The sequence below is a fragment of the Desulfotomaculum copahuensis genome (assembly GCF_001655685.1).
Taxonomy (GTDB): Bacteria; Bacillota; Desulfotomaculia; order Desulfotomaculales; family Desulfovirgulaceae; genus Desulfotomaculum_G; species Desulfotomaculum_G copahuensis.
On sequence record NZ_LYVF01000174.1, the window covers coordinates 53589 to 71238 of the forward strand.

Here is a 17650-nt window from a genome sequence, read left to right on the forward strand (position 1 = left end):
TGTATGCGGACAACGACAACTGCCGTACTTTTTTCGTGGAATGCGGAATTATCGTTACCGTCCAGCGGTCGCCAATGTTCATCGTCCATTTCCCGGTTTAAACAGACCGGTGTCACTATCCCCCCCTACCAGCTCAGGATTACGTAAAGGTCTTTTAAGTCAGCTACCCTGTCTATTCGACACTAAATTCATATATCCTACTTCTTAATCATATAAATGACGAACAAGCGCAATTATTGAGACTTTGTTTTGGATTATGATATTTATGACTCAACCTGCAAAGACACTATTTAATCCTGTCTTGTGATTCCGGACCTATCCCTTTATTAAGGCTCCAATACTAAAGAGCAGGAAACTGTTGGTATCAGTCCCCTACTCCCCGAATTATTGAAGTCAAAGTCATTTTTGCACTGTAATGTTATAGGGCGCAACATTCGTTACTGCTATATTGTCGGGCCGGCCGGATCATTTTATAATCAGCGCACCTTCTGCCGCCCGGACCATAAGACCGTTGATGCCGCTCCCAGTCCGGCCGCCTTTAACAACAAGCCGGCCACCATCCCGGCAAAGGGTATCCAGGCCACCAGGCCGAGCACGAGCACACCGGCCAGGGTGGCCAGGTGTGTTGCCGGCTCTGCGGCACCGGCCGCCCTCAAAATCCTGCTTCCCAGCGCTTCGGCCAGACCGGCCAGGCCCAGAAAGTACAGACCGGCCAGCGCCACCCACAACAACCCGGCCAGGGGAATGCCCAGCACAGTGACGACCATCAGGAAGGTTACCGGCGGCGCCAGAATCATGATTACCAGGCCCCAAAGCAGGCTGCGCCCCGGCCGCAGGGAAACTTCACCGGCCACCTTTGCACTGAAGGCCGGGAAAAGGACGTTGATCAAAAGCAGCAGGATCAGCGTCAGCACCAGGGAAACCCAGCGCCACCAGAAAATGGCTGTGGTCATTCCCGGCCAGGGGTAACCGCTGAACCAGCGGGTGATTTCCCGGGAAATAAATTCCCCGCTGCTGATACTGATTACCTGGCCGGAAACGGTCGCTCCCGGCGCCCGGTCCACCCGGCCGCCAATGACCACCAGATCGCCGTCCACCCGTGCCGACGGCGCCAGATGCGCCACGCCGCCCACGATAACCAGGCCTTTGCCGGCAGTGCCGCTGAGGTCGACCGGCCCGCCGATGGCCACCAGTCCTTGCCCCGTCGCACCGCTTACCGTCAGCGGTCCGCCCAAAACGACCACCCCGTCGCCCACCCGGCCGCTGATCCGGGCCGGACCGCCGACGGCCACCACGCCGTCGCGCACATTCCCGTCCACGTTCACCGGACCGCCGATGGATACCGCCCCGTCGACGTTTTGACCGGCCGGGACGTTAATACCGCTGCCGATCTGAAACAGTCCCTGCGCCCGGGCGGGAGCAGCGCCAAACAAGAGGGACGAACCGAGCAGCAAAGCCACTACGACAATTCCGGGCAGTTTCCCCCGGCCGTTTTTCCAGTCCGGCAAAAGAGCGCCCTGTTCTTTTGCCGGAGGCGGGTCATTTTGCCGGCCGTTCAACTGTGGAACGGTCTCTTCACCCGTGATGGCCGGCGGTTTTACCCCGGATTTCTCTCCGGACCGCTCTTCCGGCGGTAAACCGGTTGCCCCGTGCGCCGCAAAGTGCACGGCCGGTTCTTCCCCGGCAGCCGTCTTTAGGCTTGTGCCGGCCGTCCCGGCGGCATCCTGCCCGTTATCCACCGGAATACTGTTTTCCACCGGTGTGTATGATCCGGCATTATTGCCGTTCCGGGGGCCGGCATCCCCGGAACCGGGCGCCTGTATCCCCCCGTCTCCGCCGCCCGGCGGGAGCGGACCGGGTCCATCGTCACCGTGCCGCCGGCGGTCATTCCACCAGGGACGGTTGGTGCCGAAGCGCGTGGCCAGCAAGGCGCCCATTCCGGCAACAGCCGCCACCGGCCAGATCAAGAATCCGGCCAGCGGCGCCGACTGGGCCAGCCAGATCAACGCCACACCGGTCACCGCCTGCACCAGCAAGGTTTGACCGCCCAACCGGGGCCAGCGTTTTTCCAGCGCCCGCTCCACCTGCCGCCCGATGATCAGGCCGAGCAGCACCGCCCCGGTCAAAACCACCAGCGGCAATGTGAGCACCACCAGCACGGCCACGGGGATGCCGACCAGGGTGATGGCCAGTGCCAGCAGGGCAACGGGTAAAATGATCCAGCCCAACAGGCCGGTGCCCAAAAGCCGCCCGGGCTCCGCCTGCAGACCGGCGGTCATGGCCGCCAGCCGCCCGGGGAAGAGGGCGGCCGCCACCGCGGTCAACGCCGCCAGGCCGAGCAGGTATAAAAGCCAGCGCCAGAAACTGATTATCACCGGAACGGACCCGTGCCCGGGCACTTCATTACCGGAGTAAAACGGATAAGCATGTTCAAGCCGGACATTGGATTCTTCCCGGCCCAGCACCCGGGCGCCCGGCTCACGGATTACCTTTCCGCGCACCGCGGTCACATTACCTGCGACAAAAGCTGTGGAACGCAGGATCACATCCCCGGAAACGGCCGTGATATTGCCCATCACCTTGCCGCCCACCACCACGTCGCCGTTCATGGCCACAACATTGCCGGTGACTGTTTCTCCCGCCTTGACGTTCACATCCCCGTTATACTGGACCAGATCCCCGCTGGAAGCCAAATAAACCGCTCCCGCGCCACTGCCGGGCATATCTCCCGTTGGTTTACCCTGCACCGGCAGGGGAAGGGCATTTTCCGTACCGGGTGCGGACCAGGCCGGCAGGGCCGGTAAAAATACATTTACGGCGAGCAGGCATACCAGCACCGCCGTTAAAACGCTCCTGCGCATCAACCATTCCTCCCGAACTGCGGCCGGCGCTTTAAGGCCCGCCGCTAATAACCAACATTGAATGTGAAGCGGCCAACTCTTACTGTACTGGAAACGCCTGAAACCACCGGCGGTATTCGTGACAACGTCAAAGACATTTACGGGCCGCACAGGGTATGCATTATCGTTTAATGCCACACATCGTACCGGAAATAGACCTTGACGCAACCTTTTGGCGACATTCCTCAGCACCGGCCGTGATCCCGCCGGGCCGTCAGCGCGTCCCCGGACGCATGGCCCGGTTCAGCATCAGGCCGCAGGCCAGCCCCAGGGCGCCCATGATCAGCCAGATCCCGGCTGAAAGAGAGCGCGCCAGCACCAATAATGTTTCCCCGATGGCCCAGAACAACCAGACAACCCGGCCGGCGACGGCCGCCCACCCCTGCAACATCCCGGCCGCCTCACCGGTACCGGTATGGATAAAACCGCCGGGCGCAAAACTGTGCCAGAGATCATCCAATATCCGGAACAGAACACCAATTGCCTTCGGCAGCGCCGGCACGGGCGCGCCGGCCCACAACCAACCCAGGAAGCCCGCGGCCAGGGCCAGGAGCAGGCAAAGCGCCAGCCCCAGAGCGCCGGCCGGCCTGTAACCGGGATACACGGAGGGCGGCGCGCTTTCCTCCAACTTCGCCATGATACCGGCGGTCAGGGCGGGAGCGGGCTCTTCCTCCGGCAGGTCGAGGAGGGCAAAAAGGCTTTGCCAGCGGGCCAGTTCCCGGCGGCAGGCCGGGCAGGAGCCCAGGTGCCGGGCCATTTCCCCGGCCGTGCGTGCCGGCAGTTCGCCGTCCAGATATTCCGGGATTAGCTCCCGCCAGTAATCACAGTGCTTGTTCATCCATTGCCCTCCTCTCCTGCCAGCCACGGGGCCAGTTCTTTTTGCAACATCAGCCGGCCCCGGCGCAGCCTGGTTTTGACTGTGTTGAGCGGCAGACCCAAACTGCGGGCAATCTCCTCGTAACTCATATTTTGAAAATGGCGCAGGGTGACGGTCACCCGGTAGTCCCAGGGCAGGGCCGCCACCGCCCGCTGGACGGCCTGCCGCTTCTCCTTTGCGGCCCAAATCTTTTCCGGGCTGTACCGGTCGTCGGGCACATCCGGGAGGGAGCCGTCCCCGTCATCGCCCGGAAACGGCCCCGGTTCCCGCTGACGCCGGCGCCAGCAGTCCCGGGCCAGGTTGACGGCGATAGCGCAGATCCAGGGGGAAAATGCAGCGCCGGTGTGAAAGCGGGATAGATTCCGGTAGGCGCGGATAAAAGCCTCCTGTGTCACATCCCGGGCTTCCTCCCGGTCCTGAAGCAGCCGTAAGGCAACAGTAAAAACCTTTTGCTGATAACGCGTCACCAGTCCGGCAAAGGCTTCCCGGTCGCCCTGCCGGCTCAACCCAATCAATTGTGCATCCGGCCGGTCCAAAACCATCTCTCCCTTGCCCTTCTAAACGGTAATACGTCTGCCACACACTTAATGTTTCACCGGCGGATAAAAAAGCGATCCACCCGGGAAAAATCCAAATAGTAAAAATATTTCCTCTATCAATTGACAGCATATTAACTTAGTAGTATTATTGAATAAAATTTAACGGGAGGTGCTGATGATGTTGTTTCATTACACTGTAGACGCGGACAAGGATTTTGAAACGGCGGTGGCCGACCTGGAAAAGGCGCTGGCCGCACGCAAGTTCGGCGTTTTATGGAAGCTGGACGTTAAGGACAAGCTGGCTGAAAAGGGAGTTGATTTCGCCGGAAACTTCAAGATCCTGGAGGTTTGCAACCCGGTCAAAGCCAAAGAGGCGCTGGAGGGCAATATGCAGGTGGGCTATTTTCTGCCCTGTAAAATGGTGGTCTTTGAGGAAAAAGGCCGGATAAAAATGGGCACCGTGCTGCCGACGGCCATCATGGGCCTGCTGGAAGAGGGCGTACCGGCAGGCCTGCCGCAGGAAGTGGAAAAAGTACTGATTGAGGCCATTGACGCAGCCAGGTAGGGAAATTACAACCGGCCGGGGGCGGGGGAAAGCCCCCGTTTTTTATGCCCCGCCCGTCTTTCGGTCCGCTAATGGATTACTTCAACCGCAAATGAAGGTTTTACCATAAAAAAAGCGAATACTAAAACAGGAATCGATAAAAACTTTTCAAGAAAAGGGGGACGTACATGGCCAGCTTTTTATTTGTTTTGAGCCGCGGGCTGGAAGACCCCGCCCGGGCCACGCGCACTTTTCAATTCGCCAAAGTGGCCAAAGACAAGGGGCACGATGTAAACATTTTTCTGGTCGATGACGGCGTATATTACGCCGTAATGGGCATGGCCGACAACGTAAGGTCGTCCACCGGCGATGAAGCCAAAACCTATCTGGACTTCCTGCAGGAAAAAGAAGTTCCCTTCTACGTCTGAATACCCTGTGCCCGTACCCGTCAGGTTGACGAGGACAGCTTCATCAAGGGAGCCCGGCTGGCCGGAGCGGATAAGCTAATCGATCTGGCCGCCGAATCAAAAGTATTCACATTTTAACCGGCAGGAAACGTAAAGAGAGCGGGACCGGACAGCGGTACCGCTCTTTCTTGCTTAAACTCCCACCCCAACCGGCACCGGCCGGACACGGGGACGGTTCCGCCGCCTTTAACGGACGTGCCCGGAGCGAAAACAGCCGGCAAAACCATTACGCCCCCTCCGGCCGGCAAATCTTCAGGCCGGCGGGTGAGCTAAAATTCCCGCGCCGCCAACCCGGCCTTTTCCACAGCCGCATCCAGCATGGCCTGCGCGTTCTGAGGCATGTACTCATGCCCCTCGCAAATCACTGAAACAATATCCGTTACACCGAGAAAAGAAAGAACGGCTCTCAGATAACGGTCCCCGAAATCCATTTCGGACATGGGCGGTTGGGTGTAAAAGCCGCCCCGGGCATGGATATGGACGGCCTTTTTGCCCTTGACCAGGCCGGCAGGTCCGTTCTCAGTATAATAAAATGTTTTGCCGGCGACCATAATGGTATCGATATAGGCCTTGAACAGGGGCGGCAGGCCCAGATTCCACAGAGGGGTGACAAATACATACTTGTCGGCGGCCAGGAACTGGTCGGTAAAGTTGTTCACCGCACTCACCCTGGCCTGCTCCACCGGTGTCAGGTCAGTGAAAGGCATCTGGCGGGCCAGTTTCTCCCAGGCGCGGAGCAGCTCTTCATCCACCAGTGGAATTTTATCACGGTAACAATCCACTGAAATAATTTTGTCCTCCGGATGGGTTTCCCGGTACACTTTCATGAATTCCCGGGCCATGGTCAAGCTTTTGGACTCTTCCACCGGCCGTGGATTGGCCTGCACATAAAGCAAAGTGGACATTATAGCCATCCCTTTCTTAAAAAATATTCCCTCCGGGAAATTCCTGCGCCCCGGACACGGGGACGGTTCCGTTGTCTTCTTCCCGGCCCTTTCCAGACAAGTTATTATATATTTTACCATTTACCATCGTCATAAACAATACCAGCCATAAACACCAGTGCTGACGCACCAGGATTTGTTATACCATACTCGCTCAAGGACTTGGACCTGTGCCAGGCATTATGGCTTTTTTACAGCTGGATATCATAAACCACCTGCAAATTTTCCACCCGCATTCCCTTGATCAAGCCGCTGCTGGTACCGAAGATATACCCTCCGCCGGGGGAAGCGACGTCAATCAGTGCCTGCACCGTATTACGCAATTCCGGCCGGCTGCGGGGCAGGATTAACTCTTCCGGATCCAGGTTGCCCCACAGGCACAGGCGATCGCCGTACTGCCGCTTGATCCGGCCGATATCCATGCCGGCCGCCGCTTCGATGCACTGCAGTCCGTGGAAGCCGGCACCCGCTATGTCCGCCAGCAGTTCATCCAGATTGCCGTCGGAGTGAAAGAAAACCGGCACCCTCAGCTCTGTCAACCCGGCCGCCTGGCGGGCCAGGGAAGGGAAAAAATGCCGGCGCAGGACGGCCGGGTGGACCACCGGACCACGCCGGTAGGCGATGTCGTCGGCAATAAGCACCCCCATGGCCCCCGCTCCGGCGGCGCGCTCCGCCAGTTCCAGGTTGAACCTTTCCACCGCCCGGATCAGGTCTGTAAGCTCCGGTGATTCGCGTGCCACGGTACTGAAAAAATGTTCGTAGCCCCACAATCTGGCCCCCCAGCCGAAGGCCCCGTCCAGCATGACAAACACAAAGAGATCGCTTTCCCGCACCCAGCGGTCCAGATCGGGCCAGGCCGCTTCCGCCACGGCAGGCATGCCGCCGCCGGCCGTTTCAACAGGAAAAACCGGGGACAGGCAGATAATATCCAGCCCCAGGCGCCGGGCAAATTCCCGCCGCTCCGCAAAACCCACTATGGCACACCCCAAAACGGAACGCACCAAGGCGTCGTCGATGCATATTTCGCCCCGGGGCGGCCGGTCGGGCACCCGGTGCCCGATGGCCAGGGCCACCCTTTCTCTCGCCTTCATGACCAGATCTCCTCAATTGTAGTGGTACGTCCCGGCAAACAGGCCGCCAAGCCATGGTTTCCGGCCCCGGAAACCCATTCTTTATCTTGTCACCGGCGGGGGAAATCTCAACTCCGCCATGAAAGTGTCGCCGAAACCGGGCACCGCGGTCAGTTCCAGGTATTTGACCCGGCGGGCGACATCTTCCGCCCGCCGGCGTTCCGGCATGGAAAGCAGGGCCAGCCGGGCGCCGGTGCCGGCGGCGTTGCCCACCTGTCGGAAGCGCTCCGGGGGCAGCGCGGGGAACATGCCGATGGCCAGGGCGCTGGCCAGCTGCAGGTGGGTGCCGAAAGCGCCGGCCACCACCACCTGCTCGATATCCTCTTCCTTCAGGCCGGCCTCCCGGAGCAGGATTTTCGTCCCGCCGGCGATGGCCGCCTTGGCCAGTTGAATTTCACCGATGTCCTTCTGGGTGAGCACCAGGTCGTGTCCGGCGCCGCTTTGTTCCGCCGGCACCAGCAGGTATTCGGCGATTTTCTTTTCACCGGCCAAACGCACCCGGGGATGGCTGCGGTCCAAACGGCCGTTGTCATTGATCACACCTTCCCGGTACAGTTCAGCCACGGCGTCCAGCACGCCGGAACCGCAAATGCCCAACGGAGGCTGTCCGCCGATGGTCTCGAAATGCACCCGCCCGCCCCCGTCAGACAGACGCACCAGGCTGATGGCGCCGTCCACCGCCCGCATGCCCTGCTGGATTTGAGCGCCTTCAAAGGCCGGGCCGGAGGCGCAGGAGCAGGAGAGCATTTCCCCGCCCCGGGCGAGTACAATTTCCGTATTGGTACCGATATCCAACCCCAGGGTGACTGCTTTTGCTTCATCAATGCGGCTGCCCAGGATCATGGCCACGTGATCGCCGCCGACAAAACCGGCCACCGGCGGCATCAGGTAGGCCACCGCCCCCGGCGCCATGTCCAGTCCCAGTTCCCGTGCCTTCACTTCCACCGGCACTGCGGCTGCCGGCACATAGGGCGCCCTGGCCAACTGGCTTACAGGCAGACCCAGCAGCAGGTGGTGCATGGCCGTATTGCCCACGATCACGGCCTCTTCCACCGTTTGTAAAAAAACACCGGCCTTTCCGGCCAGATCGTGCAACAGGCGGTTGAGCCCGTCTGTGATCACCCGTGTCATACGGCGATAGTTTTCCCTGCTTTCCAGGGCATAGGCCAGCCGGCTCATCACATCTTCACCATAGGCAATCTGGGGGTTCATGATCCCTTCCGCGGCCAGCAAGGCCCCGCTTGCCAAATCGATTAGAAAACCGGCCACCTTGGTGGTGCCCAGATCCACCGCCAGCCCCAGCGGTTTGGGCGCCGGCACGGACCAGAAGATATTGCCCGCTTCCCGCCCGCGCACAGTGACCGTTGCCGCGCCGCCGGCGGCCAGCACCGGTTCGCAGCGCAACAGTTCCAGATCCACACGCACTTCCGGCAACCCGTAATCCGCCATCAGCGCCCGTTCCACCTGCTGCCATACTGGCTGTGGGAAATTGATGTTGGTGGGCTGCAATTTAATGACAAATCGTTTCACGGCCGGCTCCGGCACCACGGCCACATCTTCGCCGGCCACCTGCAGTTCCTGCCGGCCGGTGAGGCTTTCCGGCGGGATCTCCACCTTGACCGGCCCCTGCACCGCCGCCTGGCAGGCCAGGCGGTAGCCGGCGGCCAGCTCTTCTTCCCTCAGCAGTCTTTTTTCCGCCTCCGTCAGGGGCGATAAATTTCCTTCCGCCACCCGCACCCGGCAGCGGCCGCACAGTCCCTTGCCACCGCAGGGGGCGACCACGCCGCCGCCGGAGAAGAGATCCATCCCCCGGGCCGCCTCCAGAATGGTCTGCCCCGCCGGCACCCGCACCCGCCGGCCAACGGGTTCAAAGTCAACCGTGCTATAGGCCCGGTCAATCTCCACGCGCCATCGCCTCCAATGTTTCCTGGTTTGTTTCCTGGCAGATCTGGGCCCATATAACCGGGCAAAGATTCCACGATTTACTCAACGGGTTTATACCCCGTTCCATTGCAGACACAATTCCACGCCCCGGCGGGCATCGGTCACCCATTCATCCGCCCCGGCATATTGTTTTACCCGTTCATTGACCAGGCCGCCGATCAACACCCGTATCCGCCGGTCCTGATCAACCAGCCGCGCCAGACGCACCGTGCGCTGCATCGCCTCAAAGCAGGAGGTAAGCAGGCTGGACAGGCAGAGGATTTTTGCCCCGGTTTTGTCCAGCCAGTAAATGAATTTGTCCGGCGGCACATTCACTCCCAGATCGTAGACCTGAAAACCGTGGCAACGCAAAAGGGAAATGGTGATGTTCTTGCCGATGTCGTGAATATCCCCTTCCACTGTGCCGAACACAATCTTTCCCGCCGCGGGGGGCTTTTCCCCGCTCATCAGCACCGGATTCAGAATTTGCATGATTTCCTGAAAAATTTCCGCGGACAACACCAGATCCCCCAGGAAGTATTCTCCCCGGGAATAGCGTTCCCCCACCGCGGCCAGACCGCTTTTGCACTCCTCCACAATATCCAGCGGCGGCGCACCGGCCAGCATCCGTTCCTGAACTAGTTCCAGAGCCAGGTTTTCATTTAACTCGCTAAGGGCCGAAACCAGTGACGGCAAATCAATCACCCCCGGTTAAAGGACGTACTTCCGAAACCAGTTCGTACCGGTCGCCGCGGTAGACAAAGAAGCCCCACCCCACCGGGCTGTCGTCGGCGGCGAAAAGAAACTGCTCCACACACAATACCGGCGACCCGGACGGCACCTGCAACAGGGCGGCGTCGCCGTCCGCCGCCGTCCCCGCCCGCAGCACCATCCGGCTGCGTACGGGCAGCACCTCGTTATGCAGGGCAATCACTTCCGAAAAGGCACGGTATTGCAGTTCATTTTCCAGCACCGGCCGTCCCCGGTTATAGCGCATATACTTGCGTTCCAAAGCAATGGGCACATTGCCGGCCAGCAGCAGCCGGCACAGGTGCAACACCCGCCCGCCTTCCGCCAGGGCCAACCGGGCGGCCACCTCCGGTGCGGCCCGGAGCACCCGGGCGGCGATTAATTTCGCCTCCGGCTCCAATCCGCGCTGCTGCATTTCCCGGTGAAACTCGTCCAGCGTAAAGACGGCCCGGTCCAGCGCCGGCCGGGAGACAAAAGTACCCCGGCCCTGACAGGCATGTACCAGTCCCCGTTCGGCCAGCACACTCAGACACTTACGCACGGTCATGCGGCTTATTTCATACTCTTTGCCCAAATCCGTTTCCGAAGGCAAAGAATCGCCGGCTTTCAGTTCCCCGGACAATATTTTCTGCTCCAGGATACGGGCCAGTTGAAAATAAGGCGGCACAAAGGAATTCTTGTCAATCTTGTCACCAGCCAAAAGTTGTACCTGCCTTCCATAAACATTTATCATTAAATCAGTTGGCCCCCGGGCATTGTCCGGGCATCCCCGCTACAAAAACGCCGGGCTGCCGGTAAGACGTTGGAAGCATCCCGTGGACAAATGGCATGTAACAGTTGAGACCCGGTAAAATTGATTAAAAGCCTATTTACTTCATCTTAGCGATCATTGTCACATCCTGTCAAGACGGCCGTCCGGATCCCGGTGCTGATGCATCATGTCTTATGTGTGTGTCAGCATGCCCGGATCCAGCCCGGCTCAAAGGACAGCTCCGCTTCAAATGACAGTAATGGCAGTGGTTTTCCGCACTTTCCGGCAGGTCGCGCCCCACCCCCATAACCAGGCTGACCGTCTTTTTCGGCAGCATCAGCCCGCTTGCCAACACACGCACGCCCAAATCCGCCGGCTGCAGCAAATCAAAAATCACCCGTTGATCCTGCAGCTCCGGCCAGTAGGAATGGCCCGGTCCCAGGGAAATGGTCGTCTTTAAACCGCGGTCCTGGAACTGTTCCGTAATCAAGCCGGCCAGCTGCCGTCCGGCGGCATCGATGAACGCCGAACCGGCCGCGTCCAGCACATAGGCTTCCGCCGGCAGCCTATGCCGGCTGTATTCCTCCACCCGCCGGTCGATGGCTTCGCCCAGGGTGACGATAATCAGCACCAGGCTTTCCGCCGGACCGGCCAGGCGGGCCAGCAGGCGGCTGGTCAAAACCCCCCCGCCGGCCAGGCGGATCCACCTCTCGCCGGCTTCCGCCACCGCCACCGTCCGGCTCACCCCCCGGGGCCGGACCAACCGCTGCGCTTCCTGCAGCATCCTCCGGTGCAGTTCGCGTGTGGCCGGCTGCGGGGGCTGCTGGTAACCGGCCCCTTCGGCGCGGTAGATATCCTCCGTGGTGATTTCAACCTGCAAGTCATAGAAGTTCATTTTCCACCCAGCCTTCCCTGCCGGAAAGCACGGATGTACTCCAGACAGAACCGGTCCCGGTCCAGCAGCGCTTCCGTAGCGTAAATTAAAGCCATAGCCGTACTGTCGGTGGGATCAATGATTACCGTATCCAGCCCGTGCTCAATGCTCAGCACCAGAAAGGCGCGGTTCAGGTGCCTGCGCTCCGGCAGGCCGTGGGATACGTTGCTCAGCCCGGAAACCAGGTGCAAGCCGGGAAATTGCTCCCGCATTTCCGACATGGTCTGCAGCGCGTTCAGCGCGGCGCCGGTGCTGGTACCAACGGAACGGATCAAAGGATCAAAATATATGTCCTCCAAGGGAAGGCCGTCATCCAGCAATCTGTTGATTAACTTGCTCCCGGTTTCCATAGCCTGGATACCATCTTTGGGTAGGCCCCTTTCGTCCATGCACAGGGCCACCACCGCCGCTCCGTATTCTTTGATTAAGGGCAGGACATGGCTGTACCTTTCCCCCTCCGCGCTGATCGAGTTGATCAGCGCCCTGCCCCGGTGCACGGCCAAGGCTGCCGCCAACGCCGCCGGATTGGGGCTGTCAATGCACAAAGGCACATCCACCGCCTCCTGCACTGTTTTGACCAGCCATTCCAGACAGGACGGTTCTTCTTCCCTGGTCAGCGTGCCGCAGTTGACATCCAACATCCGCGCACCGGCATTCACCTGCATTTTGGCCTCCGCCTGAATAAAAGCCGTATCTTTAACCTGCACCGCCCGGGCAATGAACTGGCGGGTGGAATTGATCCGTTCGCCAATGATGAACATAAAAACATCCCTTCTTTAAAAAAATATCCATGCCATTGAGGCGTAACCAGTGGAGAATGAACATCACCGGATTTATGTGAAAGTGGCCGTTCTTGAAGGTGGTGGCCGTAGCGGAAAAGCGACTGGCGCAGGTCCGGAAACGAAACACGGCGCGGCTGAGGCAAGTAAACCGGCAGCAAATCGCGCGTCTGAAATTATCATTTAGAGCCCTGGATATGCGCAAGGGGACTGCCGCAGTTCCGGGCAGCCCCCTAAAACCTGTGCTCTAGAAAGTGGCCAGCCACATAACAAAGAAAAAGATCAAATCTTCACCCAAATCCCAGGCCCGGGCGATGATTTCCTCATCACCGGCGATGTTGGCGTATTCCTTTCTTTTTTCCAGCCACGGAACGCTTAATGCCGTCTGTTCCATCAAATGCACCCCCTATTTTTTATAAACACCATACTCACGGACAAAGCGGTTGACGGCGCGGATGTTTTCCGCCTTTGCGTCATTGGGTGAAAGCAGCGACTTGTCGGTGGTAAAGATAAACCCGCCGCCCGGCGCGACTGTATCAATCAATTCCCTGGCGTATGCAATCACTTCTTCCTCTGTACCGTAATTTAATAGTGTGGTCGGCAGATTGCCGGCCAGGCACATGGTATTGCCCAGCACAGCCTTGGCCTTTTTCATGTCGGTGCTTTCCATCAATCCGATCACCTTGCCCCGGGGCAGTTCGGTAAGGAACTCCAGGAAGGGCTCCCAGTCGCCCTCGAAGAAAATGATACAGGTATATCCCGTTTCAGCCAGCGTCTCTACCAGGCGGCGGAAAGTGGGCCAGTAAAATTCCTTGAAATCCACTGGACGAAGGAAAGTGGCGATGTGCAGGGGGATGAAGATGGGCGGGAAACCGGCCGGCGGGCCGCCGAAGGAAATCTTCGCCATCCGGATCATCAGGGGCAGTAAAGCTTCGCAGGCCGCCTTGACATCATCGGGCCGCCGCTTGATGTCCAGGATAATCCCCTTGAAGCCGCGGTAATAATCTTCGATCACATCCAGCGGCGCAATGGTGGTTCCGGCGGCCAGTACGGGCATACCGTAGACCTGCTTCCACTTTTCAAAAACAGGTCCAAAAAATGAAAGATACTGCATGAAAAGCATGGCTCCCTTGGCCAGCGCCAGGGAATTGCGCGGGAAGGGACGGGCCAGTTCGGAATAACGACGGGGTAAAATCTTGTGCACCGTATAGGCATAGGGATCGGCAATAAACTCCGGGTATTCCTCGGGCAGCATGGGCGATGCCTCCGGATGCTGCAGGGAGGAATGAGCCGAAGTGGATTGCCCGGCAAAGGCAAACTGAGTGTTGCCCAGCGCCTCGTATACCGGCGCGGGCCGTGTGCCCAGGGGAGGAAAAACACAGTCCCAGTCAAAATCTTCAATCACTTTTTCAAATGCCTTGACCAGTTTTTCATAGTCGTAAGCAATTTCCTGGATGGTATAACCGGCATAACCGGCAGCCCAGGTATCGATCATGGATAAAACCGGAACCCGATCCGGCTCTTCCAGACTGATAGCCTTCTGAATCCTTTCCATCCGCTGTTGATAAAGCTCCGCCGGACTGGACATTCAACTCACCACCCATTTCTTGCAGATTTCTACTCCCTCGGCCGCGCTGCGGGTAAACGCGTCCGCGCCGACCCGCTCGCAAACCTTCGCGGTGACCGGGTTGCCGCCAATAATCACCTTTACCTCATCCCTTACTCCTGCTTCCTTCAGCGCATCCACCGTATTCTTCATGGAATCCAGGGCCAGGGTGAGCAGGCCGCTGATGCCGACAATTTGCGGTTTTATCTCTTTCACTGCCGCGACAAAACGCTGCACGGGGACATTGATACCCAGATCGTGTACTTCAAACCCGGCCGCCTCAAGCATATCACGCACAATATTTTTCCCGATATCATGCAGATCACCATCGGCCGTACCAAGTACCACCCTGCCCAGACGGCCGCCGCTGCCCGCCTTGATCAGCGGTCTGAAACGTGTCATTACCTGCTGCAAAATCTCAGCGGCGAAAATCAATTCAGCCAGAAAATATTCCCCGCTTTCAAAACGCTTGCCCACTTCCGACATGCCGTCCTGACAAGCCTTGATCGCTTCGTTCAACTGCTCCGGGGAAGGATTGCCGGCCAGGAATTGATCCACCCAGCCAAGTATCTTTTTTTCTTCCAGGTTGCCCATGGCTGTCGCCAGTTCTTTCATATCCATGCATTTATACACCTCCTGAAAATTTAAGTGACAGCGGCAGGAACCTTTGACCTTCACCACCTCCAATCCCGCTCCGGCGGTGGCACGGCGGAAACCCGGACAGCAAATGCAGTTCATGCCCCCTCGAAGCACATTGTTAAAAAGCCGGCCGGACCGGAATATTAAAATTGAGAACTGCACAAAATACTGGGCTGCACCGGCAAAGCGGCTATACGTATATACAACTGTACTTTTTCTTTCGATATCACGACACAAAATCCTGCCTCTCTGCAAAAATTTTTCAAATAATTTTTATTGCGAAAACCTCTTGACCGGAGGGAAAAAATGAAATATTCTAGTCTCATAGATGACTGAATGCTCACTCATTATCTTGACCAAAGGAGGATCCGTTTATGAAGCACAGCATCGCGAAAGCGGCCGTGCTGGGCTCCGGCGTAATGGGGGCGGCCATTGCCGGACACCTGGCCAACGCCGGCATCTCAGTCTGCCTGCTGGACATCGTGCCCCGGGAACTGACCCCGGAAGAGGAAAAGCTGGGCCTGACCCTGGAGCACCCCCGGGTGCGCAACCGCCTGGCCGCAAAGGCGGTGGAACAACTGGTCAAAACCAGGCCGGCACCGCTCTTTTTACCGGAAAACGCCGGGCTGATCACCCCGGGCAACCTGGAGGATCACCTGAACTGGCTGGCGGAAGCGGACTGGATTGTGGAAGTGGTGGTGGAACGCCTGGACATCAAACAAGACCTGCTGGCCAAGGTGGAGCAGTACCGCCGGCCGGGAAGCATCGTCAGTTCCAACACTTCCGGCATTTCGATCAACAAAATGGCGGCCGGACGCTCCGCGGAGTTCAAAGAACATTTCCTGGGCACCCACTTCTTCAACCCGCCCCGCTACATGCGCCTGTTGGAAATCATCCCGGCGGCGGAAACACGGCCGGAAATAGTGGCCTTCATACAGGAATTCGGTGAACGCATACTGGGCAAGGGCGTGGTGCTCTGCAAGGACACGCCGAACTTCATTGCCAACCGCATCGGCGTTTACAGCATGTGCGCCACCATCAAGGCCATGCTGGAAACCGGGTTGAGCGTAGAGGAAGTGGACGCGCTTACCGGCCGCGCCCTGCTGCGCCCCAAGAGCGCCTCCTTCCGCACCCTGGACATGGTCGGCCTGGACGTGCTGCTGCACGTGGCTGAAAACGTGCGTGAGGCGGTGGACGACCCGGCGGAAAAAGCAGTCTTCGAGGCGCCGGAATTTCTGCGGCAAATGGTGGCCGAACGCCGGCTGGGCGACAAAACCGGCCAGGGCTTCTATAAGAAGGTAAAAACAGAACAGGGCAAGGAAATCCACGTGCTTGACTACCGGACCATGGAGTACCGTCCGCGGCAAAAGGCCAAATTTGCCTCCCTGGAAATGGCCAAAACAGCCGGCGGCCCGGAGAGACAACTGCAGGCGCTACTTGCCGGCAAGGACAAGGGAGCGCAGTTCGCCTGGCGGGTGGAGAAGGAAATGCTGCTTTACGCCGCCAACAAACTGACGGAAATCGCCGGCGACATTCAGGCGGTGGACGAAGCCATGAAATGGGGCTTCAACTGGGATCTGGGCCCCTTCGAGCTGTGGGACGCCATCGGCGTGCCGCGCATGGTGGAACGCCTTAAAGCGGAAGGCGAGACGGTGCCGCCGGTGGTGGAGGCGCTGCTGGCCTCCGGGCACACTTCTTTCTACGAAAAGCGGCGGGGCAACCGCTACATTTTCAACCCGGCCGGCAATACCGAGGTTCCCGAACGCATCCCGGACGGCGCCATTTTCCTGGCCCCGCTGAAAGAACAAAACCGGGTAATCAAGAGCAACTCCGGGGCCAGCCTGATCGATCTGGGCGACGGTGTGGCCTGCCTGGAATTCCATTCCAAGGCCAACGCCATCGGTACGGATATCGGCCAAATGATTAACTATGCCGTCAAAGAAGTGGAGAAAAATTACGAGGGACTGGTCATCGGCAACTACGGCCGCCACTTCTCCGTAGGCGCCAACCTGATGCTCATCTTCATGGAAGCGGAAGACGACGAGTGGGACGAACTGGACCTGATGGTGCGGGAGTTCCAAAACGCCAACATGGCCTTGAAATACTGCCGCAAGCCGGTGGTGGCGGCGCCGCACGGCATGGCCGTGGGCGGCGGCTGTGAGGTCTGCCTGCACTGCCACCGGGTGAACGCTTACGCGGAAACATACATGGGCCTGGTGGAAGTGGGCGTCGGTCTCTTGCCCGCCGGCGGCGGCTGCAAGGAAATGGCCTTCCGGGCGATGGAACTGGAATCACCGCCCACCCAGGTCAAGGTGGGCGGGATCAACACGGCACAGCCATTGATCAACCGCGCCTTTGAAACCATCGCCATGGCCAAAGTATCCACCAGCGGTCCGGAAGCAATCAAGCTCGGCTACCTGCGGCCGGCCGACCGCGTTACACTGCACCGGGATCTGGTCATCGGCGAAGCCAAAAAGATGGTCCTGCAAATGTCCGCCGGCGGTTTCCGCCCGCTGCGCCCGCAAAAAATCAAGGCTCTGGGCGCACCGGGAAGCGCCGCCCTCGCTCTGGCCATCGAGACCCTGCGCTGGGGCAACCAGATCAGCGATCACGACGCCAAAATAGCCGGCAAGATCGCCCATGTGCTCACCGGCGGCGGGGTTACCCCGGGCACCATGCTCGGTGAACAGGACCTGCTGGATCTGGAACGGGAGGCATTCCTAAGCCTGCTCGGCGAACCGAAAACACAGGATCGCATCCGGCACATGCTGGCCACCAATAAACCACTGCGCAACTAACATGGAACAAAAGGAGGCTGCTCTCTTTATCCCTTGCTACCGGCAGCCGGATATACGTAAAAGGCCCGG

16 protein-coding genes are annotated in these 17650 nt (G+C 59.1%); 3 read left to right on the plus strand and 13 right to left on the minus strand.

What is annotated here, in order from left to right:
* Positions 1-476: 476 nt before the first annotated feature.
* From A6M21_RS13035 to A6M21_RS13045, 3 genes are all read right to left on the minus strand, one after another.
* The gene (locus A6M21_RS13035; RefSeq protein WP_066669479.1) at positions 477-2861 is read right to left on the minus strand and encodes a bactofilin family protein; all 2385 of its coding nucleotides are present in this window, start codon (positions 2859-2861) and stop codon (positions 477-479) included.
* A 253-nt stretch (positions 2862-3114) separates the two neighbouring features.
* Positions 3115-3738: an anti-sigma factor family protein gene (locus A6M21_RS13040; RefSeq protein ID WP_066669481.1), complete on the minus strand. Its 624-nt coding sequence runs from the start codon at positions 3736-3738 to the stop codon at positions 3115-3117.
* A complete protein-coding gene (locus A6M21_RS13045; protein ID WP_161486071.1) occupies positions 3735-4313 on the minus strand; it encodes an RNA polymerase sigma factor in 579 nt (192 codons plus the stop codon). Before A6M21_RS13045 ends, A6M21_RS13040 begins: the two co-directional genes overlap by 4 nt.
* Before the next feature lie 178 nt (positions 4314-4491).
* Between A6M21_RS13045 and A6M21_RS13050 the strand changes: the two genes are divergently transcribed.
* Both A6M21_RS13050 and A6M21_RS13055 read left to right on the plus strand, forming a co-directional pair.
* Positions 4492-4881 (plus strand): DUF302 domain-containing protein, encoded by a 390-nt coding sequence (locus A6M21_RS13050; protein WP_242868848.1) that lies wholly within the window; start codon positions 4492-4494, stop codon positions 4879-4881.
* A 167-nt stretch (positions 4882-5048) separates the two neighbouring features.
* The gene (locus A6M21_RS13055) at positions 5049-5288 is read left to right on the plus strand and encodes a DsrE family protein (protein WP_242868849.1); all 240 of its coding nucleotides are present in this window, start codon (positions 5049-5051) and stop codon (positions 5286-5288) included.
* 308 nt (positions 5289-5596) lie between these two features.
* On the opposite strand, the gene A6M21_RS13060 is transcribed toward A6M21_RS13055, so the two are convergent.
* The 10 genes from A6M21_RS13060 to A6M21_RS13100 form a co-directional block, all read right to left on the minus strand.
* Entirely contained in the window at positions 5597-6232 is a 636-nt protein-coding gene (locus A6M21_RS13060; RefSeq protein ID WP_066669486.1) for an FMN-dependent NADH-azoreductase, read from the minus strand.
* Between the two features lie 230 nt (positions 6233-6462).
* On the minus strand, positions 6463-7362 hold the full coding sequence (locus tag A6M21_RS13065) for a uroporphyrinogen decarboxylase family protein (protein ID WP_066669488.1): 900 nt from the start codon (positions 7360-7362) through the stop codon (positions 6463-6465).
* A gap of 81 nt (positions 7363-7443) precedes the next feature.
* The gene (locus A6M21_RS13070) at positions 7444-9306 is read right to left on the minus strand and encodes an ASKHA domain-containing protein (protein ID WP_242868850.1); all 1863 of its coding nucleotides are present in this window, start codon (positions 9304-9306) and stop codon (positions 7444-7446) included.
* A 90-nt stretch (positions 9307-9396) separates the two neighbouring features.
* Positions 9397-10029: a cobalamin B12-binding domain-containing protein gene (locus A6M21_RS13075; RefSeq protein ID WP_242868851.1), complete on the minus strand. Its 633-nt coding sequence runs from the start codon at positions 10027-10029 to the stop codon at positions 9397-9399.
* Entirely contained in the window at positions 10022-10774 is a 753-nt protein-coding gene (locus A6M21_RS13080; RefSeq protein ID WP_078060663.1) for a GntR family transcriptional regulator, read from the minus strand. The genes A6M21_RS13075 and A6M21_RS13080 overlap by 8 nt, the downstream gene beginning before the upstream one ends.
* A gap of 202 nt (positions 10775-10976) precedes the next feature.
* Positions 10977-11720: a hypothetical protein gene (locus A6M21_RS13085; protein ID WP_066669498.1), complete on the minus strand. Its 744-nt coding sequence runs from the start codon at positions 11718-11720 to the stop codon at positions 10977-10979.
* Positions 11717-12520 carry a dihydropteroate synthase gene (locus A6M21_RS13090; RefSeq protein ID WP_066669500.1) on the minus strand — a complete coding sequence of 268 codons (804 nt, stop codon included), beginning with the start codon at positions 12518-12520 and terminating at the stop codon, positions 11717-11719. Before A6M21_RS13090 ends, A6M21_RS13085 begins: the two co-directional genes overlap by 4 nt.
* Before the next feature lie 265 nt (positions 12521-12785).
* Positions 12786-12932, minus strand: coding sequence for a hypothetical protein (locus A6M21_RS18820; RefSeq protein WP_161486072.1), 147 nt, complete (start codon positions 12930-12932; stop codon positions 12786-12788).
* Positions 12933-12944: 12 nt separating this feature from the next.
* A complete protein-coding gene (locus tag A6M21_RS13095) occupies positions 12945-14126 on the minus strand; it encodes a uroporphyrinogen decarboxylase family protein (protein ID WP_066669502.1) in 1182 nt (393 codons plus the stop codon).
* Positions 14127-14765: a cobalamin B12-binding domain-containing protein gene (locus A6M21_RS13100; RefSeq protein WP_066669551.1), complete on the minus strand. Its 639-nt coding sequence runs from the start codon at positions 14763-14765 to the stop codon at positions 14127-14129.
* A gap of 392 nt (positions 14766-15157) precedes the next feature.
* Between A6M21_RS13100 and A6M21_RS13105 the strand changes: the two genes are divergently transcribed.
* Positions 15158-17581 (plus strand): 3-hydroxyacyl-CoA dehydrogenase/enoyl-CoA hydratase family protein, encoded by a 2424-nt coding sequence (locus A6M21_RS13105; RefSeq protein ID WP_066669506.1) that lies wholly within the window; start codon positions 15158-15160, stop codon positions 17579-17581.
* Positions 17582-17650 lie beyond the last annotated feature (69 nt).

What these genes read in the sequence shown, in the direction of transcription:
- A6M21_RS13035 (WP_066669479.1), bottom strand. Translation starts at nt 2,861, where the DNA reads ATGCGCAGGAGCGTTTTAACGGCGGTGCTGGTATGCCTGCTCGCCGTA.
- A6M21_RS13040 (WP_066669481.1), bottom strand. Translation starts at nt 3,738, where the DNA reads ATGAACAAGCACTGTGATTACTGGCGGGAGCTAATCCCGGAATATCTG.
- A6M21_RS13050 (WP_242868848.1), top strand. Translation starts at nt 4,492, where the DNA reads ATGATGTTGTTTCATTACACTGTAGACGCGGACAAGGATTTTGAAACG.
- A6M21_RS13055 (WP_242868849.1), top strand. Translation starts at nt 5,049, where the DNA reads ATGGCCAGCTTTTTATTTGTTTTGAGCCGCGGGCTGGAAGACCCCGCC.
- A6M21_RS13060 (WP_066669486.1), bottom strand. Translation starts at nt 6,232, where the DNA reads ATGTCCACTTTGCTTTATGTGCAGGCCAATCCACGGCCGGTGGAAGAG.
- A6M21_RS13065 (WP_066669488.1), bottom strand. Translation starts at nt 7,362, where the DNA reads ATGAAGGCGAGAGAAAGGGTGGCCCTGGCCATCGGGCACCGGGTGCCC.
- A6M21_RS13085 (WP_066669498.1), bottom strand. Translation starts at nt 11,720, where the DNA reads ATGAACTTCTATGACTTGCAGGTTGAAATCACCACGGAGGATATCTAC.
- A6M21_RS13090 (WP_066669500.1), bottom strand. Translation starts at nt 12,520, where the DNA reads ATGTTCATCATTGGCGAACGGATCAATTCCACCCGCCAGTTCATTGCC.
- A6M21_RS18820 (WP_161486072.1), bottom strand. Translation starts at nt 12,932, where the DNA reads ATGGAACAGACGGCATTAAGCGTTCCGTGGCTGGAAAAAAGAAAGGAA.
- A6M21_RS13095 (WP_066669502.1), bottom strand. Translation starts at nt 14,126, where the DNA reads ATGTCCAGTCCGGCGGAGCTTTATCAACAGCGGATGGAAAGGATTCAG.
- A6M21_RS13100 (WP_066669551.1), bottom strand. Translation starts at nt 14,765, where the DNA reads ATGGATATGAAAGAACTGGCGACAGCCATGGGCAACCTGGAAGAAAAA.
- A6M21_RS13105 (WP_066669506.1), top strand. Translation starts at nt 15,158, where the DNA reads ATGAAGCACAGCATCGCGAAAGCGGCCGTGCTGGGCTCCGGCGTAATG.